Origin of the sequence: Bradyrhizobium sp. CCBAU 53340, assembly GCF_015291645.1 — a bacterium.
Taxonomy (GTDB): Bacteria; Pseudomonadota; Alphaproteobacteria; order Rhizobiales; family Xanthobacteraceae; genus Bradyrhizobium.
The window spans coordinates 7,528,934-7,549,305 of record NZ_CP030055.1 but is presented as its reverse complement, the minus strand read 5'-3'; the positions used below and the strand labels follow the sequence as shown (position 1 = coordinate 7,549,305).

Genomic DNA, 20,372 nt, shown 5'->3' with positions numbered 1-20,372 from the left:
GGAGGGGGGCATCCCGTCCGGGTCGTTGGAGGTCCTTGGGAGGTTTAAGCAAAACCGTATGGGAGCTTTATAGGAAGGAAGTTTTTCCGCCTGATGTTGTGCTTTGTTTCATTTGTTTCGTCGGCGGTAACGCTTTCGTGTCCCGGGATAGGGCCGGAAGTGCGGCTCTATCCCTTTGAAATCGTTCGACTTAGGCGGCGAACCGGTCGACGCCGCAAGTCTTAAGCAGATCGGCGAGCTGCTTGCGGGCATAGAACATGCGGGTCTTCACCGTGCTCTGGGGGATGCCGATGATCTGCCCGACCTCCTCCACCGACTTCTCGTGGTAGTAGACGAGGGTGATGATCTCGCGGTGGGCGGGCGACAGCTTGGCGACGCAGGCGCGCAGGATGGCGCTGGTGTCGCTGCGGTCGAGCGAGGTCTCGGGCGTGTCGCAGCTGTCCGGGATCTGGCGCACGTCTTCCTGGTCGATGTCCTCGAAGCGGCGCTGGCGCATCGCGGTCAACGCCTTGAAGCGGGCGATCGAGAGCAGCCAGGTCGAGACCTGCGAGCGGCCCTGAAACTGGCCGGCGGTCCGCCACACGTCCAGAAACACCTGGCTGACGAGGTCTTCCGCGGTGGTGGCATCGCGCACGATGCGCAGGATGAAACGGTAGACCCGCACATTGTGCCGGCAATAGAGGATGTGCATCGACGTCCGGTTGCCGTCGGCAATGCTTTCCAGAAGCATGTCGTCCGAAGTCGCCTGAGCGGCAATGATGCCCTGACTGGCCTGGGCGTTGATGGCGATGACGTTCCGCATTGACTTGGCTCCCCGGTGCGCCGCAACCGAGCGGCGTTTCCTTGGACCAAAGTGTTAATGAGCCAACGTTTCGGGACGTCTGCACGAAAAGGGGAAAATGGTTTCGTGCGCCGCTAAATTGTTTCGTCGCACAAATCGCCACGAAACATTCGCGGCAAAAAATCGTGGAATTTCAAGGCTTGGAAAATACGGTACTGCGGAATTGGACTGGGAGGAACGAATTTCCGGGCCTTGCGTTTGGTCGCGTTACACCCATCGGCGTCGCCGCGACGCAGCTCCGGCTCCAAACACAGTGCCGTAGGTGGGCCAAGGCGCACTTCGCGCCGTGCCCACGATCTTTTAGAAATGCTGCGAGAATGGTGGGCACGCTCCGCTTTGCCCACCCTGCGGCACCTGACGAGGTTGCCCCTACGCCTTCTCGCCCTGGGGCGAGAACAAATAGCCGCCGCCGCGGATGGTGCGGATCACGGCGGGCTTGGTCGGGTCGGGCTCGATCTTGCGGCGGATGCGCATGATGCGCAGGTCGACGGCGCGGTCGAAGGCTTCGGCGTCGCGCGCATTGGCAAGCTCGAGCAGCCGCTCGCGCGACAGCACGCGCTTCGGATTGGCCGCGAATACTTTGAGCAGCCCGAACTCGGACGCAGTCAGCGGATGCTCGTTGCCTTCGTCGTCGCGCAGCGCCTGGGCTTCGAGGTCGAGCCATTTGGTGCCGAAGCGCACCAATTGATCCTTGTCCGATTTCGCCGGCGCCGCGTCGCTGCCTGCTGATTTCGCCGGCGTGCTCCGCCGCAGCACCGAGCGGATGCGCGCCATCAGCTCGCGCAGCTCGCAGGGTTTTGCCACGTAATCGTCGGCGCCGAGCTCGAGGCCGACGACGCGGTCGATCGGGCTCGCCGTCGCCGTCAGCATGATCACGGGCACGTTGATGCGGCTCTTGAGGTCGCGGATGATCGACAGGCCGTCTTCCTCGGGCATGTTGAGGTCGAGCACGACGAGATCGGGCATGCTGCCGTCGATCGCGGCACGCAGGCTCTTTCCGCCGTCGCACAGCGTCACGGTGAAGCCGTGCATCTTGAGGTAATCGCCGACCATCTCCCGGGCCGGGGCCTCGTCGTCGACGATCATGATGTGCTGGCTTTGTGTCATGTCACTCAGATCTCAGGACTCAAATCATGGCATCTCGGTCGCGGGCAGGGTGATAGTGAAGGTCGAGCCCTTGCCCGGGCCGTCGCTGTCGGCGGTCACCTCGCCGCCATGCATGTCGATAATACGCTTGACGATGGACAACCCAAGCCCCGTCGAGCTCTCACCCGCCGTCGGCTTTGCCGATAGCCGCTGGAACCGGCCGAACAGGCGGCCGAGATCCTCCGGCGACAGGCCGGCGCCCTCGTCGCTGACGCGGATGATGGTGTCGTTGCCCTCGTGGGTGACCGCGACGGTGATCTTGCCTGCGATCGGCGAGTATTTGATGGCGTTGCTGATCAGATTGTCGATCGCCTCGCGGATGCGGTCGGTATCGCACATGGTCACGATATTGCTGGGCGCGCTGACGCTGATCGACTGCTGCTTGTTGACCGCGAGCGGCTGGTTGGCCTCGGCAACCTCCTTGACCAGGGCTGCGACGTCGACCGGCTCGCGCCGGATGGTGATGTCGAAGGCATCGGCCATCGCGTCCGAGATCAGATGATCGACCATCGTGGTCAGACGTTTGGTGGCGTCTCTGATATGATCGACCTGGGCGACCACGCCATTGGTCGAGGCGCCGGTCGAGATCAGCTCCTTCAGCATCTCGGTGCGGCCGAGGATGACGCCGAGCGGGTTCTTCAGATCGTGCGCGACGGTACCCAGAATCTCGTTCTTGAAGCCGTTGGCGCGCTGCAGTCGCAGCCATTGCGCCGACAGGCGGCGGTTGGCCTGCATCAGCGCGCGGGTGCGCTGGGTGACGCGGTCTTCCAGCTGGGTGTTGGCGTCCTGCAGCTGCTGATAGAGGATGACGTTGTCGAAGGCGATCGAGAGCCGGCTCGAGAAGATCTCGACCAGCGAACGGTCGGTCTCGGAGAGCTCGCGCTCGGCCTGCAGCAGCACCACCACCTCGCGGCCCGACCCGGTGCGCAAATAGATCACGCTGCGATGGTCCGCGAACTCGTTCTTGCGGCCCTGGAAGGCGGCTTCCACCATCGCGCGCAGGTCGGGGTCGAGCGCCTTCGACGAGGTCGTGCCGATGAAACGGCTGTAGCAGCCGCTGCCGGCCAGCACCGAAAGCTCGGGGTCGACGCCGCCATTGTCGCGCAGCACCAATATGCCGGCGCAATCCGCGTTGAGCAGCGAGGCGAGCTGGGTCAAGACGCCCTCGGCGAGCCGCTGCATCGACTTGAAGTCATACAGCGTCGAGGCCGCATCGATGATGATCTCCAGCCCGCGCCGCGTCTGCACCATGCGTTCGAGCTGCTGGTAGGAGCGCAGCGCCGCGGTCAGCGAGGTGAACAGCTTGTCGGCGGTGAGCTCGGTCTTGGCCTTGTAGTCGTTGATGTCGTACTGCACGATGACGCGCCGCTCCGGCGCCTGGCCGGGCTGGCCGGTGCGCAGGATGATGCGTACGGTCTCGTTCTTGAGCACGTTGCGGATGTATTCGACCAGCTCGAGGCCGGCGACGTCGGTCTCCATGATGACGTCGAGCAGCACCGCTGCGATGTCGCTGTGCTCGGCCATCAGCTTGCGGCCTTCCGCCGCGGAATGGGCGGAGAGGATCTCCAGGCCCTGGCCGTTCAGCGTGTAGTCGGACAGCGCAAAGCGGGTGCCGTCATGCACGGCCGGATCGTCGTCGATGACGGCGATCTTCCATTTCCGGGCGTCCATATCCTCCGACGCGGTACCGGTGTCGTCGATCAGGTGGAGGACATCGTCCTGTTCGGCCATTGAGAGGTCCCGTCACTTTCTGTGCTTTGCGCACCGCCCTTGGCGATCCGCGGCATGATAATCCGAAAAGTCGTGCCTTGTCCCAGCTTGGATTCCAGCATCATCCGCCCGCCGAGCTGCTGGGTGACAAGGTTATAGACGATATGCAAGCCCAGTCCCGTGCCGCCTTCATTGCGCCTTGTGGTAAAGAAGGGGTCAAAGGCCTGGCGTTGCACATCAGGGGTCATGCCGGCCCCGTCATCGGCGAAGATGACCTCGATATCGTCGCTGCCGCGCGGTTTGGCTGCGATGGTGATGGTGCCGGCCCGGCCGCCGGCGAAGGCGTGGTTGGCGGCGTTGAGGAAGAGGTTGGTCAGGATCTGGCCATAGGAGCCAGGGTAGCCGTCCAGCAGCAGGCCCTCCGGCACGTCGACCTCGAGCGTGATCGGCGAGCGCTTCAGCACGGGCCGCAGGCTCGCAATGATCTGGTCGGTCGCTTCGCTGAGCGAGAACTGCCGCCGCTCGGCATGCGAGCGGTCGACCGCGACCTGCTTGAACGACTGGATCAGCTCGCCGGCGCGCTGGAGGTTGGCGACCAGCTGCTGCGAGGCGTCGCGCGAGGACTGCACGAACTCCTCGAGCTGCGAGCGGCGCAAGCCCCCGTCGCCCCTCAGCTGGGCCTCGAAGATCTCGCTGCGGCGGGCAAAGCTCGAGGCCACCGTCAGGCTGATCCCGATCGGGTTGTTGACCTCATGCGCGACGCCGGCGACGAGGCCGCCGAGCGCGGCGAGCCTCTCGGCGTCGATCAGATTCTGCTGCGCGGTGTTGAGCTCGAGCAGCGCGCTCTCGGCCTTTTCCTTGGAGGCGCGCAGCTCGTCCTCGGTCTGGCGCTTGGCGATCGCATTCTCGCGGAACACCTCCACCGCGCGCGCCATCGCCCCGACCTCGTCGCGTGCGTGCGTGCCCTGCACCTCGCGGCCGAGATCGCCGAGCGTGATCGCGCGCATCGCGGCCATGATCTGTTGCAGCGGCAGGCGGATCGACAGCGCGATCAGCACGCCGGCGGTGAGGATGATGCCGAGGAAGATCACCGCGATCGACAGAACACGCCGTGAAATGTCGGCGAGCGTGCGATCGAAGGTCTCCTGCGCCTTCTGCTCGCGCTGGCGCATCTTGGTCGAGAGATCGTCGATGGCGCCGATCGCCTCGGCCTGGCTGGCGTCGATGGTGTTGCGCAAGAGCTCGGTACGGTTCGTCAACTGCTCGGAGAGCCTTGCAAAGCCCTCGCGCAGCGCCATGGTGCGGGTGGCGAGCTTCTGCAGCGCCATCTTCTGCAGGTCATTGTCGGCGAGGTCGATCATCACCGGAATGGTCTTTTCGATCGTCTCGGTGTTGCGGCGGGCATCGTCGGCGGCGCCTGGTGACAGCGACAGGTAATAGGAGTTGGCCGCCACCAGCATCGCGGTGAAGGCCTCGCGCGACTTGCCAAGCGAGGGCCAGATCAGCGCGTCGCGATGGCCGGTGGCGCCCTCGATGATGGAGTAGAGGCCGGCCATGTCCTTGGCCGGGCCCTGCACCTGCTCCTCATAGGTCTTGGCGATGGTGGCCTGCACGGTGCGCAGCTCGCCAAAGCCGTTGAGGAAGCGGTCGGTGGTGCGCTCCAGCTCCTCGACCGAGCCCGACAGCATCGGGTCCTTGGCGGCGCGGTCGGTCAGCGTGCCCAGCACGGCCTCGCGCAGCAGCAGGATCTCGGCGAACAGGTCCGGGCTCGGCTGGTTGATGTAGCGGTGGATCAGGTTCTGCAGCCGTCCCGTCTCGCTTTCGAGCAGCGCCAGGATCCGGTCGGATTCGCGCACCTGGCGCACATCGTCCCAGGCCGAGCCAAGCACCTGCGCGCCGTTCCAGATCATCGCCACCAGCACGATCACCACGGCCGAGTTCAGCGCCGCGATCGACAGGATGCGCCAGCGGATCGGCACCGCGCGCAGCACGCCGACGAGCCGCGCGCGCAATCGCCCGATCGGGCCGGGCGGCCGCTCTGCGATCTCGCTGGTGCCGGGCGCGATCAAGCAGCGTCACTCCACCTTGCGAATGCGTTCGATCAGCGCGGAAGCCGCGGGATCCTGCGCGGCCTTGGCGTAGATCGGCGCCATCGCGTCCTCGAACGGCTTGCGGTCGATATCCCTGGTCACGGTGATGCCGGCGGCCTCCGCCTTGCGCTGCGACTGCTCCTCGAGGTCACGCCACTTTTCGCGCATGAACCTGGAGGAGCGCTGCGCGGCCTCCTTGAAGATGGCCTGGTCCTCGGCCGACAGGCTGCGCCAGGCCTTGAGCGAGATCACCAGCACCTCCGGGCTCATCGTGTGCTCGGTGAGGGTGTAGTAGCCGGCATATTTGTAATGGTCCGTGGTCACGAAGGATGGCCAGTTGTTTTCCGCGCCGTCGATCAGATGGGTCGCGAGCCCCGTCAGCACCTGCCCATAGGGCAATTCGACCGGCTCTGCGCCGAGCGCGCGGATCATCTGGCTCATCAACTCCGATTGCTGCACCCGGATCCGCAATCCCTTGAGGTCGGCAAGGCTCTTCACCGGACGGACGGCATTGTAGATCGAGCGTGCCCCGGAATCGTAGAAGGCGAGCCCGACGAAGCCATAGGGCTCGAAACTGTTCAGGATTTCCTTGCCGATCGGCCCGTCCAGCACCTTCTGCATGTGCTCGATGGACCGGAACAGGAACGGCATGGCGAGCACGTTCATCGCCGGGACGAAATTGCCGATCAGGGCGACGTTGGTCCGGTTGAGGTCGATCGCTCCGGCGCGGGTCTGCTCGATCGTCTCCTTCTCCTCGCCGAGCTGGCGGGAGTGAAACACCTTGATCTCGTGCCGGCCCTTGGTGCGCTCGGCGATCAGCGCGCCCATGTAGCGCAACGCCTGGACGGTCGGGTAATCCTCGGTCTGGGTGTCGGCGGCGCGGAATTCGCGCGCAGCGGCGCTCGTCGCGCAGATGGCGAGCAGAAGCGCGACGAAAATCACCCCGGTCCGTGAGAGTTCGGCACGGTTTAGCACTGGCACACTCAACCCCTCGGTGATGGAGTCTATGGCGGGACCAAAAGGTTCAACGCAATCTAGCAGATGGTAAAGGGAAGGCCATCCCGGCCCCCGGGGTGGGGCAATTGCATATGGATTTCACGAGGATTGTCCGCGGGGTTTGCTCGGCCTCTCCCGCTTGCGGGAGAGGCCGACACGCTCGCAGAGCGTGGCGGGTGAGGGTTCTTTCCTCTTGGGGTTTGTCCCGTTGCGGAGACACCCTCTCCCCAACCCTCTCCCGCAAGCGGGAGAGGGGGCCCAGCGCCGATCCCGCCGCATCGTGCAACCGTATACGATTGTCCTGGCTCCCGGGGGGCGATGGTGCGCTGCCATCCGCCTTCATTCCCGGTTGAAAGCGCTGGTGCCGCGCCTTAAGCAGGGTATCGTCGCCTTTTGCCGCTTGACCCGGGACGGGCCATCGTGACTTCAGCATTGCGCCTATTGCAGGTCGTCGCCGCCGCCTTGGTCCTCGCCTTGAGCTGCGAGGCCCGCGCGACGACCGAGATCGCGCTGTGGCACGCCATGTCGGGAGAGCTTGGCAAGCAGCTCGACAAGCTCGCCTCCGACTTCAACGCGTCCCAGTCCGACTACCGCATCGTGCCTGCCTACAAGGGCAACTACACCGAGACGGTGACGGCCGCGATCTTCGCCTTCCGCTCGCGCAGCCAGCCGGCGATCGTCCAGGTCAACGAGGTCGCCACCGCCACCATGACGGCGGCCAAGGGTGCGATCTATCCGGTCTACAGCATGATGCGCGACATGGGCGAGCCGTTCTCGCTCAACGATTACCTTCCGGCGGTCTCGGGCTATTACACCGACGCCTCGGGCAATTTGCTGTCGTTTCCGTTCAACTCGTCGACGCCGATCCTCTATTACAACAAGACCATGTTCCGCGATGCCGGCCTCGATCCCGAGACGCCGCCGAAGACCTGGTCCGAGCTTGGCGTCGCGGCACAGCGCCTGCGCGAGCGCGGCGCAGTTTGCGGTTTCACCACGTCATGGCCTTCGTGGATCCACGTCGAAAACTTCTCGGCCTTCCACAATCTGCCGCTGGCCACGCGCGCGAACGGCTTTGCCGGACTCGATGCGAAATTGACCATCAACAATCCGGTCGTGGTCAAGCACGTCGCCCAGCTTGCCGAATGGCAGAAGACAAAGCTGTTCGACTATAGCGGCCGTGGACAATCGGCCGAGCCGCGTTTCCAGAAAGGCGAATGCGGCATCTTCATCGGCTCGTCGGCGACGCGTGCCGACATCAAGGCCAATTCGAAATTCGAGATCGGCTACGGCATGATGCCGTACTGGCCTGACGTTGCGGGCGCGCCGCAGAATTCCATCATAGGCGGCGCCACGCTGTGGGTGCTGCGCGACCGGCCGCGCGAGGAATACAAGGGCGTGGCGCGGTTCTTCGCCTATCTGTCGCAACCCGGCGTGCAGGCCGCCTGGCACCAGAACACCGGCTACCTGCCGATCACCCGCGCCGCCTTCGAGCTGACGCGCGCGCAAGGATTCTACGAGCGCGATCCGGGCTCCTCGATCTCGTTCGAGCAGATCACGCTGCATCCGCCGACGGAGAATTCGAAAGGCATGAGGCTGGGCTCCTTCGTGCTGATCCGGGGCGCGATCGAGGACGAGCTGGAGCAGGCCTTCGCCGGCCGGAAGAGCGCGCAAGCCGCGCTCGATGCCGCAGTCGAACGCGGCAACAAGCTCTTGCGCCAGTTCGAGCGAGCAAGTCCGGACCGGTAGGGGCGGATGAGCGTAGCTGTGGCCGCGAGCACGGTGCGCTCCCTCCCCCGCTTGCGGGGGAGGGTTGGGGAGAGGGTCTCTCCGCAACGGGACAATCCCCCAGAGGAGAAAGCCCTCACCCGGCACTACGTGCCGACCTCTCCCGTAGGCGGGAGAGGTGCACCGTTTCCTGAGCTGGCATCAAATCGAACAGGGGCGCCCTGCACGAGCGGCTGCGAATGACCATCGTGCCACCGCAGCAACTGCCGGCTTTCACCGACACTCAGGCCTTCCGCGCCTTTCGCGCTGATCCGGCGCAATGGCTGCCGATCGCGCTCGACATCGCGCGCGGCCACGGCCTCGGTATCGGCTCGCCGCACGTGTTCGCGACCGGCACCAATCTCGTGGTCGGGCTCGGCGACAAGCTGATCCTGAAAATCTTCCCGCCGCTGCTGCGCGCGCAATTTGTCTCCGAGCGTGGCTCGCTGATGCAGCTTGCGGGCCGGCTGCATCTGCCGATCCCCGAGATCGTCGCGGAGGGAGCGCGCGACGGCTGGCCTTATCTGGTCATCACGCTTCTATCGGGCACGCTCGGCTCGGAGGTGTGGCCGTCATTGCCTGAAGCGCAGAAAGAGCGCGTGCTGCGCCAGATCGGCGAGACCATCGCCGCCGTGCAGCGCGCGCCGCTCGGCCCGCTCGCGGAGATCGAGCCGCGCTGGGATGCGTTCATGCGCGCGCAGATGCTGGGCTGTAAGGCACGGCACGCGGGTCTTGGCCTCGCGCCGAAATTCCTTAGAGGCCTCGACGATCTCATGCGCGATGCCGCGACGCTGATCCCGATGGACGCGCCACCGGTGATCCTGATCGGCGAATACATTCCGGAGAATTTTTTGCTCGCCCGTCGTGACGACCAATGGTCGCTCGCGGGCCTGTTCGATTTCGGCGACGTCCGCGCAGGCTGGCGCGATTACGATCTGCTCGGCCCCAGCGCCTTCATGGCAGCGGGACGGCCGGGCAGGGTGCGCAACCTGCTCGAAGGTTTTGGCTACGCGAAGCCAGATTACGCGCTGAAGCGGCGCCTGATGGCCCTGATGCTGCTGCATCACGCCAGCGATCTCAACAGCCACATCTGCATCGAGGGCTGGCAGGATAAGGCGAGCGATCTGGTGGAGCTTCAGGAGCTGATCTGGGCGGAGTGATGGCTCCATCAGCCGTCATTGCGAGCGAAGCGAAGCAATCCAGACTGCCTCGGAGGAAAGACTCTGGATTGCTTCGCTTCGCTCGCAATGACGAGTTCGACGCGCAAGCTTTCGTCCTCCCCATCGCTTGCGGAGGTCATCGCTTCTCGCACATTGGTTCGCACACTTTGTGGGCTATAACGGGTGCCAGTCTAATTAATGAGCAAATGCCTCGCTTTGTATGCAATACTCAGTGTCTGAGCATTGGCGCTCTATGACTGATTTTTCAAGGATTCCATTCGCGATATCAATGGATTAAAGCGTCGCCAACCTCTCGTTAACCCTTGGCACGAACCTTGCGAATCCAGTTCCAACCAGAAACTTCTGAGTTGGAGCACCCGCCATGAAGCGCCGCGATTTCCTCAAATCCGTCTCCGGATTGGCCGCTGGCGCGGCGCTTCCGGCCATGCCGGAGGTCATCTCCTCGGCCTATGCCGATGCCCGCTCCGAGACGCTGCTGATCGTCTCCGAAGGCGGCCCCAACAATCTCGACATCCACGGCGTCGGCACCAACGTGCCCGGCTATGAGGTGTCGTGGAATTGCTACGACCGGCTCATCAGCCACGAGATGAAGAGCGGCCCCGGTGGGGTGCCCTATTACGACCGCGACAAGTTCAAGGGCGAGCTCGCCGAGGAGTTCAGGATCGACGACATGTCGGTCACCTTCAAGTTGAAGAAGAACGCCAAATTCCACGACGGGGCGCCGGTCACCGCCAAGGACGTGAAGTGGTCGCTCGACCGCGCCGTCAGCGTCGGCGGTTTCCCGACCTTCCAGATGAGCGCGGGCTCGCTGACCAAGCCCGAGCAGTTCGTCGTGATCGACGACTATACGGTGCGCGTCGACTTCCTGAAGAAGGACAGGCTGACGATTCCCGACCTCGCCGTCATTGTGCCCTGCATCGTCAACTCCGAGCTGGTGAAGAAAAACGCCAGCGAGAAGGATCCCTGGGGTCTCGAGTTCACGAAACAGCAGACCGCGGGCTCCGGCGCCTACAAGGTGACGAAATGGACCGCCGGCACCGAAGTGATCATGGAGCGCAACGATGATTGGGTCGGCGGTCCCTTGCCGCAGATCAAGCGCGTGATCTGGCGCATGGTGCCGCAGGCCGGCAACCGCCGTGCGCTGCTGGAACGCGGTGACGCCGACATCTCCTATGAGCTGCCGAACAAGGATTTTCAGGAGATGAAGGCCAACGGCAAGCTCAACGTGGTGTCGCTGCCGTTCTCCAACGGCATCCAGTATATCGGGATGAACGTCACCAAGCCGCCCTTCGACAATCCGAAGGTCCGTCAGGCGGTGGCCTATGCGCTGCCCTATCAGAAGATCATGGACGCGGTGATGTTCGGCCTCGCCAACCCGATGTTCGGCGCAGCGAAGGACAAGCCGACCGAAGTCGCCTGGCCGCAGCCGCACAAATACAACACCGACATCGAGAAGGCCAAAGCGCTGATGGCGGAGGCGGGCGTTGCAGGCGGCTTCGAGACCACGATCTCGTTCGACCTGAATTTCGCCGGTGTCAACGAGCCGCTCTGCGTGCTGGTGCAGGAGAGTCTCGCGCAGATCGGCATCAAGACCACCATCAACAAGGTGCCCGGTGCCAACTGGCGCACCGAATTGAACAAGAAGGAGATGCCGCTCTTCACCAACGTGTTCTCGGGCTGGCTCGATTACCCCGAGTACTTCTTCTACTGGTGCTATCACGGCAACAATTCCGTCTTCAACACCATGAGCTACAAGTCGGCGGAGATGGACAAGCTTATCGACGGCGCGCGCACCGCGGCCGCGGCCGGCGACACCGCGGCTTACGAGACCGATGTGAAGGGCTTCGTCGACCTCGCCTTCACTGACATCCCGCGCATCCCGCTGTACCAGCCCTACGTCAACATCGCGATGCAGAAGAACATCTCGGGCTATCAATACTGGTTCCACCGCAGGCTCGACTATCGCGCCATGGCGAAGGGGTGAGGGGCATGAGCGCGCGCGACAAAGCCGCGCCTCTCTGTGTTGCTTGGTCGAGTGAGGTGGCCACCGCTCTCTCATTCCCTCCCCCCTTGCGGGGGAGGGGCAGGGAGGGGGGTAGCCACGAACTCAGACCTCTCCCGGGGCCACCCCTCTCCCTAACCCTCCCCCACAAGGGGGGAGGGAACGCAGCCGAGTGTGTTGCGCGATCTCATTTCGAAGCGAAGCGCGAGAGGACGTCATCATGCTCACCATGATCGGCAAGCGCCTGATGTTTGCGATTCCTTCGCTGATCGGTGTCGTCATCGTCACCTTCCTGCTGACGCGCGCGTTGCCCGGTGATCCTGCCGCGTACTTCGCCGGGCCCGCCGCGACCAAGGAAGCCGTCGAGCAGATCCGGAAAAAACTCGGCCTCGACAAGCCGCTGATCGAGCAGTTCTTCCGCTACACCAACGATCTCGCCCATGGTGATTTCGGCAACTCGCTGACGACGGGCCAGCCCGTCGCGACCGAAATCCGCAACCGCCTGCCGGCCTCGGCCGAGCTGACGTTGCTCGGCCTGGTCGTTTCCATCGTCATCGCCATTCCGCTCGGCGTGTTCGCCGCCACGCGACCAGGATCATGGATCGACCACCTATGTCGGATCACGACGACAGCCGGGGTGTCGCTGCCGGTGTTCTTCACCGGCCTCGTGCTGGTCTATGTCTTCTATTTCCAGCTCGGCTGGTCTCCGGCGCCGCTCGGACGTCTCGACGTGTTCTACAGCGCGCCGCCGACCGTCACGGGCTTCTACCTGATTGACACGCTGCTCGCGCGGGATGTCGAGGCGTTCCGCTCGGCGCTGAGCCAGCTCATCCTGCCGGCGACGACGCTGGCGATCTTCTCGCTGGCGCCGATCGCGCGCATGACCCGCGCCTCGATGCTGGCGGTGCTGGCGTCCGAATTCGTCCGCACCGCTCGCGCCAGCGGCCTGTCGCCGACGACCGTGATCGTCACCTACGCGTTCCGCAACGCGATGCTGCCTGTGATTACCACGCTCAGCATGGTGTTCTCGTTCCTGCTGGGTGCCAACGTGCTGGTCGAAAAGGTGTTCGCCTGGCCGGGCATCGGCTCCTACGCGGTGGAAGCGTTGATCTCGTCGGACTTCGCGCCGGTGCAGGGTTTTGTCCTCACCATGGCGGTGATGTACGTGCTGCTCAATCTCGTGATCGACATCTTGTACGGCGTGATCGATCCGCGCGTGCGGTTGGAGGGCTGAACCATGAGCTCCGTTGCGCCAGCCGTTGAGCCTGTCGGTCCCGCACGAACCTCGGGGCTGTCTGCGATCCTCGAACAGACCCGTTACGTTCTCAGCGAGAACAAGGTCACCGGCTTTGCCTTCGCATTGCTGATCCTGATCCTCGCCGCCGCGATCTTTGGCCCCTATGTGGTGCCCTATGATCCGCTCGCCTCCGACACCGCCGCGGCGCTGAAGCCGCCGTCGGCCGCGCACTGGTTCGGCACTGACCAATTGGGCCGCGACATCTTCAGCCGCGTCGTGGTGGCGACGCGGCTCGATACGTTCATCGCGGTCGCCTCGGTCGTGCTGGTGTTCCTGATGGGCGGTCTCGCCGGCCTCGCCGCCGGCTATTTCGGCGGCTGGACCGACCGCATCGTCGGCCGCATCGCCGATACCATCATGGCCTTCCCGCTGTTCGTGCTGGCGATGGGCATCGTCGCGGCGCTCGGCAACACCGTGCAGAACATCATTCTCGCCACGGCCATCGTGAACTTTCCGCTCTACGCCCGTGTCGCGCGCGCCGAGGCCAATGTCCGCCGCAATGCCGGCTTCGTGCAGGCCGCGCGCCTCGCCGGCAACGGCGAATTCCGCATCCTGCTGGTGCACATCCTGCCCAACATCATGCCGATCATGATCGTGCAGATGTCGTTGACCATGGGCTACGCCATCCTCAATGCCGCGGGCCTGTCCTTCATCGGCCTCGGCGTCCGCCCGCCGACGGCCGAATGGGGCATCATGGTCGCCGAGGGCGCGGGCTTCATGGTGTCAGGCGAATGGTGGATCGCGCTCTTCCCCGGCCTTGCGCTGATGATCGCCGTGTTCTGCTTCAACCTCCTCGGCGACGGCCTGCGCGACATCGTCGATCCGCAGCGGAGGACGTGATGATCTGGCAAAAATTCTCCAATGATTTCAGTGGCGCTTCTACTGTGCATGGGGTTGTTTTCGATCGTCTGAGCGACCGGAGGCATTCGTGACCGCCCAACCACTGCTCGACGTCCAGGACCTTACCGTCGAATTCACCACCCGCCGCGGCATCGTCAAAGCCGTGCAGCACGTCAACATCTCCGTCGCCAAGGGCGAGACGCTGGCCATTGTCGGCGAGTCCGGCTCCGGCAAGTCGGTGACGTCCTACGCGGTGATGCGCATCCTCGACCGCGCCGGCAAGATCGCCGAGGGCTCGGTGATGTTCTCCGGCATCGACGTCAAGGCGGCGACCGAAGACCAGATGCGCGACCTGCGCGGCCGCGAAGTCTCAATGATCTTCCAGAACCCGCGCGCGGCGCTGAATCCGATCCGCAGGGTCGGCGATCAGATCGAGGACGTGCTGCGCACCCACGTGCAGCAGGCCCAGGTCGTAGATCACGGCGAGAAGGCAATCGAGGCGCTGGAGCAGGTCAAGATCGCCCGCCCGCGCGAGCGCTACCACGCCTATCCGTTCGAGCTCTCGGGCGGCATGTGCCAGCGCGTCGTCATCGCGCTCGCGCTCGCCTGCAATCCGCAACTCTTGATCGCCGACGAGCCGACGACGGGCCTCGACGTCACCACGCAAAAGGCAGTGATGGACCTGATCGTCGAGTTGACCAGGCGCCGCGCGATGTCAACGATCCTGATCACCCACGACCTCGGCCTGGCGGCTGCCTATTGCGACCGCGTCGTCGTGATGGAGAAGGGCCGCGTCGTCGAGACCGCCAAGGCCGCCGACATCTTCGCGAACCCGCAGCACCCCTACACCAGGAAGCTGATGCGCGCGACTCCGCGGCTCGGTGTGAGCCTGCGCGACCTGCTGCCGGAGGAGGAGGGCGGTGCGCCCGCCGCCCCCGCGGAGGCCGCTCAGGCGCCGACTGCAAGCGCGGAGAAGCCTCTCCTCCTCATCGAAAAGCTCGTGAAAGAGTATCCCCGCCAGGGCGCCACCGCCACGCTTGGAAAACTGTTCGGCCGCAAGCCGCCCGTCGAGCCGGACGTGTTCCGCGCCGTCGACGGCATCAGCTTCTCGATCGGCCATGGCGAGAGCGTGGGCCTGGTCGGCGAATCCGGCTGCGGCAAATCGACCACGTCGATGATGGTGATGCGCCTCCTGGACCAGACCTCAGGCCTGATCCAGTTCGACGGCGAGGACATCGGCGGCATCGCTCCGGCCAATTTCGCCCGGCTGCCGCAGCGCAGCCGCATCCAGATGGTGTTCCAGGATCCGACCGACAGCCTCAACCCCCGCTTCACTGCCGCGCGCGCGATCGCCGATCCGCTTTTGCAGCTCGGCGATATCAAGGGCCGCGATGCCCTTCGCGCCCGCTGCGAGGAATTGGCCACCATGGTCGGCCTGCCGCACAATCTGCTCGACCGGTTCCCGCACCAATTGTCCGGTGGCCAGAAGGCCCGTGTCGGCATCGCCCGCGCCATCGCGTTGCATCCGAAGCTCGTCATCCTGGACGAGCCGACCGCGGCGCTCGACGTGTCGGTGCAGGCGGTCGTCCTGAACCTGCTCCAGGACCTCAAGGCGCGGCTAGGTATGAGCTATCTGTTCGTCTCGCATGATTTGAATGTAGTGCGCTTGTTGTGCGATCGTGTCATTGTGATGCGGACGGGGCGGATCGTCGAAGAGGGCACTTCCGAGAAGGTCCTGAGCGATCCGCAGGACGACTACACCAAGGAGCTGCTGACGGCGATCCCGCATCCGCCGTTGCAAGTCCACTAAGAGTACATTGAGATCAGCTTGAGAGAGTGATGGCCGAGCCGCTGGACGATTATATCGACGCCGTATCGAAAGCGCTGGCGCTGCCGGTCGAGGAGGCCTGGCGGCCCGCGGTCCGCGCCAATCTCGACGTCTCGCTGCGGCTTGGCCGCCTGGTCGACGAATTCGCGCTGCCGGACGAGACCGAGCCGGCGCCGATCTTCACGGCCTGATTGCTGCCATGACCGCCAAGCCAGAGATGAATGCTGCGGACATCGCAAAGGCGGTGACTGGCGGCCAATTGTCCGCACTCGCGGCGACTGAAGCGGCTCTTGCGCGAATCAAGCAGCACGACGGCATCCTCAACTCCTTCACCGACGTCACCGCCGATCGCGCCCGCGCGAAGGCGCGCGCGATCGATGCGGACATCGCCGCGGGCAAGGCCGTCGGTCCGCTCGCCGGCGTGCCCTTCGCGGTGAAGAACCTGTTCGACGTCGCCGGCCTGCCGACACGCGCCGGCTCGAAGATCAACCGCGACCTCGCGCCTTCGAAGCGCGATGCCACGCTGATCGAGCGCATGGAGGCGGCCGGTGCCGTGCTGGTCGGCGCGCTGAATATGGGTGAATACGCCTACGACTTCACCGGCGAGAACGTCCACGACGGTCCCTCGCGCAATCCGCACGACACCACGCGGATGACCGGCGGGTCCTCCGGCGGTTCCGGGAGCGCCGTTGGCGGCGGGCTGGTGCCGATCGCGCTCGGCTCGGACACCAATGGTTCGATCCGCGTGCCGTCCTCCTTCTGCGGCATCTTTGGCTTGAAGCCGACCTATGGCCGGCTGTCGCGGGCGCGCTCGTTCCCGTTCGTCGCGAGCCTCGATCATCTCGGGCCCTTCGCGCGCTCCGTCACCGATCTCGCGCTCGCCTATGACGCCATGCAGGGACCGGACGCCGACGATGCTGCCTGCACGACGCGAGGCTTGGAGCCGACGTTGCCGCTCATCGCCAATCCGGTCTCCGATCTGCGCATCGCGGTCGCTGGTGGCCATTTCCAGAAGAACGTGTTTCCGGAGGCGGTCGAAGCCGTCAGCCGCGTCGCCAAGGCACTCGGTGCGACGAAGGTCGTGGACGTGCCCGAGGCCTCGCGCGCCCGCGCCGCGGCTTACGTGATCACCACCACGGAAGGCGCCTCGCTGCATCTCGATCGCCTGCGCAAGCGTCCGAACGATTTCGATCCCGCCGTGCGCGATCGGCTGATCGCCGGCGCGATGGTGCCGGCGGCGCTGGTCGACCGCGCGCAAAAGTTTCGTCGCTGGTATCGCGCACAGCTCGCCGAGATCTTCAAATCCGTCGACGTGCTGCTCGCGCCCGCGACCCCCTGTACCGCACCGAAGCTCGGGCAGGTGAACTTCACCCTCGACGGCGTCGAACTGCCGGTTCGCGCCAATATCGGCATCCACACCCAGCCGATCTCCTTCATCGGCCTGCCGGTGGTCGCCGTGCCGGTGCCGCTCGATCCGCTGCCGATCGGCGTGCAGATCATTTGTGCGCCTTGGCGCGAGGACATTGCGCTCCGCGTCGCCTACGCATTGGAAAAGATGGGCGTGGTCGCTGCGCCAGCCCCAAGGGGACTTTAAGAGGATTTTGAGATGGAGATCGATCTCCCCGACGTGATCGCGGAAGTCAAAGCCGCGTTCGAGCGCTACGAGCAGGCTCTCGTCAGCAACGACGTCGCCGTGCTCGGCGAGCTGTTCCGCAACGATCCCCGCACGCTGCGCTACGGCATCGGTGAGAATCTCTACGGCTATGAGGCGATCTCCGGCTTCCGCGCCGGCCGTTCGCCTGTTGGCCTCAACCGCCGCACGGCCAGGACCGTGATCTCCAGCTACGGCCGCGACACGGCCGTCGCCTCCACCTTGTTCTATCGCGACACCGCTCCCGGCAAGGTCGGCCGGCAGATGCAGACCTGGATTCGCTTCCCGGAGGGCTGGCGCGTCGTCGCCGCCCATGTCAGCATCATCGACGAGTCGAAAGAGACCTGACCGTATGGCGCTTGACGATTTTCCGCCCGGGACGTTGCCGACAGAGCCGGTGGTGCCCCGTGTCGACCGGGCCTCGCCATCGGTACAGAAGGTCACGCGCGCCGAGGAGCTTCGCCTTCAACTCGCCGACGAAATCGTGCGCGGAGCTCTCGCTCCCGGCGCGCCCTTGGACGAGACCGACATCGCGCGCCGCTTCAGCGTCTCGCGCACGCCGGTGCGCGAAGCGCTGCGGCAGCTGGTCGCGAGCGGCCTTGTCGAAGCGCGGCCGCATCGCGGCGCGGTCGTCGCACAGCCCTCGATCGAGCGTCTGAAAAGCATGTTCGAGGCGATGGCGGAGCTGGAGGCGCTGTGCGCGGGCCTTGCCGCCGAGCGCATGTCCGCCGCCGAGCGTCATGGCCTGGAAGCCATTCATGAGGAGCTGCGCGTTCTCAGCTACGCCGGCAATCCCGATCGCTTCCATGAGGTCAACGAGCGCTTCCACAACGCGATCTATGCGGGCTCGCAGAACGGCTACATCGCCGAGATCACGCTGGCGACGCGCGTGCGCGTGCAGCCTTTCCGTCGCGCCCAGTTCCGCAATCTCGGCCGCCTTGCCAAGTCGCAGGCCGAGCATGACCGCGTCGTCGTCGCCATCATGCGCGGCGACAAGCAGGGCGCTGCCGCCGCCATGCGCGCCCATATCGAGCTGGTGCGCGGGGAGTACGAGATCTACGCGGTGTCGGTGTAGCCGACGGCGGAGTTGATTTACGTCGTCGCAGCTTCCTTCATATAAGCGCGCCAGCCGCCATAGCTCGTGATATCGCGCGCCTCGCCCAGCACTTCCGGCTCGACGAGAAAGCCCTTCACGCTCCGGCCATCTGCAAGCCTGACCGTGCCAATCGCCATCGGCGCCGGAATGGCATTGACGAACTTGCCGAAGGCGGACGACGACAGCGACCAGATTTCGAGCTCGATCGATGCGCCCTTGCCGGTTTCGACGCGGAGCAGGCCCGGCTTCGGCGGCGCCGTCTTGAGCGCATAGAGCTTGTAGTCCGGTGCGGTTCTTGTCGCCTCGATCAGCTTTCCGTTGAGCGCCTTCAGTTCGCCGTTCAGCGCCATGCCGGAGAGATGCGCGCCGACCACCGCGATCGGGATCTCGTCGCCGCTGCTTGCCGGAAGCGCCGCAAGTGGCTCCTGCGCCACGCCCTTGGCCCCCATTGTCAGCTTGGTATCCGAATGGAAGACGCGACCGATACTCGCGAGCATCGCATCGCGGCCCGCAGGCGCCAGCAGCGTGATGCCGAACGGGATGCCGTCCGCACGCATCGACGCCGGCACGGCGAGACCGCAGAGGTCCAGCAGATTGACGAAGTTGGTGTAGGTGCCGAGCCGGCTGTTGAGCTCGATCGGATTGGCGAGCACCTGCGCGGTCGTATAGGTGGTCGGCGCCGTCGGCAGCACCAGCGCGTCGATGTTCGCGAAGGTCCGCTCGGCGATCTTGCGCAGGCCCTGCAGGCGATAGAGTGCGGAGAAGGTTTCTGCCGCCGTCAGCCGTGCGCCGGCCGCGGTGATCTCGCGCGTCACGGGATGGATCGAGTCAGGCGCGGACGCCAGCAGATTTTTGATCACGAGATAGCGCTCGGCGACCCAGGGACCTTCGTAGAGCAGCCGCGCCGTCTCGTAGAACGGTTCAAGGTCAAACTCGACCAGCGTGGCCCCGAGCGCGGACCAGCGCCTCAGCGCTTCGGCGTAAGCGGCTTCCGACTTCTTGTCGCCGAAGAAGATCAGCTGGCCGTTGCGCGGCACGCCGAGCCGCAGGCTGGCGGGGAGTGGCGTGAGCGCGCCAAGCGGCCGGTCGCGCGAGAACGGATCGGCCTGGTCGGGGCCGGTCATCACGGAGAGTGCGAGCGCGGCATCGTCCACCGTCAGCGCAAAGACCGAGATGCAGTCGAGCGTGCGGCAGGCCGGCACGAGGCCCGCGCTCGAGATCATGCCGAGGCTCGGCTTCAGCCCGACGATGTTGTTGAGCATCGCCGGCACGCGGCCTGAGCCCGCCGTGTCGGTGCCGAGCGACAGCGGCACCAGGCCAGCGCCGACGGCGGTCGCCGATCCCGAACTCGAGCCGCCGGGAATGAGATCCTCCCGGATTGAGTTGCGGGGGATGCCATAGGGCGAACGCACGCCTACGAGGCCGGTCGCGAACTGGTCGAGATTGGTCTTGCCGACGATGATGGCGCCAGCCGCACGCAGGCGTTCCACCGCGGTCGAGTCATGTGCTGGCGTGTAGGAGAAGGCCGGGCAGGCTGCCGTGGTCGGAAAGCCCAGCGCGTCGATATTGTCCTTCACCGCTACCGGCACGCCATAGAGCGGCAGGTTCGCGGCGTCCTTCGTGGCAAGCTTTTCAGCTTCCGCGATCGCGTCCTTTTCGTCGCGCAGGCTGATGAAGACGGCGGGATCGTTGTGGTCGCGGATGCGCTGATAGGTGCGCGCGATCGTCTCTGCCGGCGTCATCGTGCCCGCGCGATGCGCGGCCACAATCGCGGCGATCGTTTCAGGCTGCTCAGCCCCCATGGTGGCAAAACTCCGGCAACTTCTCTCACCCGGATTGAAGCAAGCGATGTGCCATTGTGTACATTATCCGGGCAGGCGCGATGCTGCGGATATTATCGTAGGATCAGTGCCTTGGGGGATGCACTGAC

The 20,372-nt window shown here is 64.9% G+C and carries 16 protein-coding genes; 10 read left to right on the top strand and 6 right to left on the bottom strand.

Annotated features, from left to right (window positions below; translation table 11 throughout):
- Nucleotides 1–190: 190 nt before the first annotated feature.
- The 5 genes from XH89_RS35795 to XH89_RS35775 all read right to left on the bottom strand — a co-directional run bounded on the left by XH89_RS35795 (nt 191) and on the right by XH89_RS35775 (nt 6,768).
- The gene (locus XH89_RS35795) at nt 191–802 is read right to left on the bottom strand and encodes a sigma-70 family RNA polymerase sigma factor (protein ID WP_194464965.1); all 612 of its coding nucleotides are present in this window, start codon (nt 800–802) and stop codon (nt 191–193) included.
- Between the two features lie 408 nt (nt 803–1,210).
- Nucleotides 1,211–1,948 (bottom strand): response regulator, encoded by a 738-nt coding sequence (locus XH89_RS35790; protein WP_194464964.1) that lies wholly within the window; start codon nt 1,946–1,948, stop codon nt 1,211–1,213.
- 24 nt (nt 1,949–1,972) lie between these two features.
- Complete coding sequence (locus XH89_RS35785; RefSeq protein WP_194464963.1) at nt 1,973–3,718, bottom strand: DUF3369 domain-containing protein; 1,746 nt, start codon at nt 3,716–3,718, stop codon at nt 1,973–1,975.
- Nucleotides 3,688–5,718, bottom strand: a complete 2,031-nt coding sequence (locus tag XH89_RS35780; RefSeq protein ID WP_194468732.1) for an ATP-binding protein — start codon at nt 5,716–5,718, stop codon at nt 3,688–3,690. The genes XH89_RS35785 and XH89_RS35780 overlap by 31 nt, the downstream gene beginning before the upstream one ends.
- Nucleotides 5,719–5,772: 54 nt before the next feature.
- Nucleotides 5,773–6,768: a TRAP transporter substrate-binding protein gene (locus tag XH89_RS35775; RefSeq protein ID WP_194464962.1), complete on the bottom strand. Its 996-nt coding sequence runs from the start codon at nt 6,766–6,768 to the stop codon at nt 5,773–5,775.
- A 435-nt stretch (nt 6,769–7,203) separates the two neighbouring features.
- Between XH89_RS35775 and ugpB the strand changes: the two genes are divergently transcribed.
- The 10 genes from ugpB to XH89_RS35725 all read left to right on the top strand — a co-directional run bounded on the left by ugpB (nt 7,204) and on the right by XH89_RS35725 (nt 18,421).
- On the top strand, nt 7,204–8,529 hold the full coding sequence (gene ugpB / locus XH89_RS35770; RefSeq protein ID WP_246767701.1) for a sn-glycerol-3-phosphate ABC transporter substrate-binding protein UgpB: 1,326 nt from the start codon (nt 7,204–7,206) through the stop codon (nt 8,527–8,529).
- 218 nt (nt 8,530–8,747) lie between these two features.
- The gene (locus XH89_RS35765) at nt 8,748–9,707 is read left to right on the top strand and encodes a phosphotransferase (RefSeq protein WP_194464961.1); all 960 of its coding nucleotides are present in this window, start codon (nt 8,748–8,750) and stop codon (nt 9,705–9,707) included.
- Between the two features lie 382 nt (nt 9,708–10,089).
- Nucleotides 10,090–11,712 (top strand): ABC transporter substrate-binding protein, encoded by a 1,623-nt coding sequence (locus tag XH89_RS35760; protein ID WP_194464960.1) that lies wholly within the window; start codon nt 10,090–10,092, stop codon nt 11,710–11,712.
- Between the two features lie 238 nt (nt 11,713–11,950).
- On the top strand, nt 11,951–12,964 hold the full coding sequence (locus XH89_RS35755) for an ABC transporter permease (protein WP_194464959.1): 1,014 nt from the start codon (nt 11,951–11,953) through the stop codon (nt 12,962–12,964).
- Nucleotides 12,965–12,967: 3 nt separating this feature from the next.
- Nucleotides 12,968–13,867 carry an ABC transporter permease gene (locus XH89_RS35750; RefSeq protein ID WP_194464958.1) on the top strand — a complete coding sequence of 300 codons (900 nt, stop codon included), beginning with the start codon at nt 12,968–12,970 and terminating at the stop codon, nt 13,865–13,867.
- A gap of 88 nt (nt 13,868–13,955) precedes the next feature.
- Nucleotides 13,956–15,677, top strand: coding sequence for an ABC transporter ATP-binding protein (locus XH89_RS35745; RefSeq protein WP_194464957.1), 1,722 nt, complete (start codon nt 13,956–13,958; stop codon nt 15,675–15,677).
- Between the two features lie 29 nt (nt 15,678–15,706).
- Nucleotides 15,707–15,886 carry a DUF4089 domain-containing protein gene (locus XH89_RS35740; RefSeq protein WP_194464956.1) on the top strand — a complete coding sequence of 60 codons (180 nt, stop codon included), beginning with the start codon at nt 15,707–15,709 and terminating at the stop codon, nt 15,884–15,886.
- 8 nt (nt 15,887–15,894) lie between these two features.
- Complete coding sequence (locus tag XH89_RS35735) at nt 15,895–17,289, top strand: AtzE family amidohydrolase (protein ID WP_194464955.1); 1,395 nt, start codon at nt 15,895–15,897, stop codon at nt 17,287–17,289.
- A 12-nt stretch (nt 17,290–17,301) separates the two neighbouring features.
- A complete protein-coding gene (gene hpxZ / locus XH89_RS35730) occupies nt 17,302–17,694 on the top strand; it encodes an oxalurate catabolism protein HpxZ (RefSeq protein ID WP_148777405.1) in 393 nt (130 codons plus the stop codon).
- A gap of 4 nt (nt 17,695–17,698) precedes the next feature.
- Nucleotides 17,699–18,421: a GntR family transcriptional regulator gene (locus XH89_RS35725; protein WP_194464954.1), complete on the top strand. Its 723-nt coding sequence runs from the start codon at nt 17,699–17,701 to the stop codon at nt 18,419–18,421.
- A gap of 17 nt (nt 18,422–18,438) precedes the next feature.
- Here XH89_RS35725 and atzF read toward each other — a convergent pair whose 3' ends face one another.
- Nucleotides 18,439–20,244, bottom strand: coding sequence for an allophanate hydrolase (gene atzF / locus XH89_RS35720; protein WP_194464953.1), 1,806 nt, complete (start codon nt 20,242–20,244; stop codon nt 18,439–18,441).
- Nucleotides 20,245–20,372 lie beyond the last annotated feature (128 nt).

Excerpts from the sequence above, each read along its gene's own strand:
- XH89_RS35755 (WP_194464959.1), top strand. The coding sequence starts at position 11,951 with ATGCTCACCATGATCGGCAAGCGCCTGATGTTTGCGATTCCTTCGCTG.
- XH89_RS35795 (WP_194464965.1), bottom strand. The coding sequence starts at position 802 with ATGCGGAACGTCATCGCCATCAACGCCCAGGCCAGTCAGGGCATCATT.
- XH89_RS35735 (WP_194464955.1), top strand. The coding sequence starts at position 15,895 with ATGACCGCCAAGCCAGAGATGAATGCTGCGGACATCGCAAAGGCGGTG.
- XH89_RS35750 (WP_194464958.1), top strand. The coding sequence starts at position 12,968 with ATGAGCTCCGTTGCGCCAGCCGTTGAGCCTGTCGGTCCCGCACGAACC.
- atzF (WP_194464953.1), bottom strand. The coding sequence starts at position 20,244 with ATGGGGGCTGAGCAGCCTGAAACGATCGCCGCGATTGTGGCCGCGCAT.
- XH89_RS35760 (WP_194464960.1), top strand. The coding sequence starts at position 10,090 with ATGAAGCGCCGCGATTTCCTCAAATCCGTCTCCGGATTGGCCGCTGGC.
- XH89_RS35790 (WP_194464964.1), bottom strand. The coding sequence starts at position 1,948 with ATGACACAAAGCCAGCACATCATGATCGTCGACGACGAGGCCCCGGCC.
- XH89_RS35740 (WP_194464956.1), top strand. The coding sequence starts at position 15,707 with ATGGCCGAGCCGCTGGACGATTATATCGACGCCGTATCGAAAGCGCTG.
- hpxZ (WP_148777405.1), top strand. The coding sequence starts at position 17,302 with ATGGAGATCGATCTCCCCGACGTGATCGCGGAAGTCAAAGCCGCGTTC.
- XH89_RS35785 (WP_194464963.1), bottom strand. The coding sequence starts at position 3,718 with ATGGCCGAACAGGACGATGTCCTCCACCTGATCGACGACACCGGTACC.
- XH89_RS35725 (WP_194464954.1), top strand. The coding sequence starts at position 17,699 with ATGGCGCTTGACGATTTTCCGCCCGGGACGTTGCCGACAGAGCCGGTG.
- XH89_RS35765 (WP_194464961.1), top strand. The coding sequence starts at position 8,748 with ATGACCATCGTGCCACCGCAGCAACTGCCGGCTTTCACCGACACTCAG.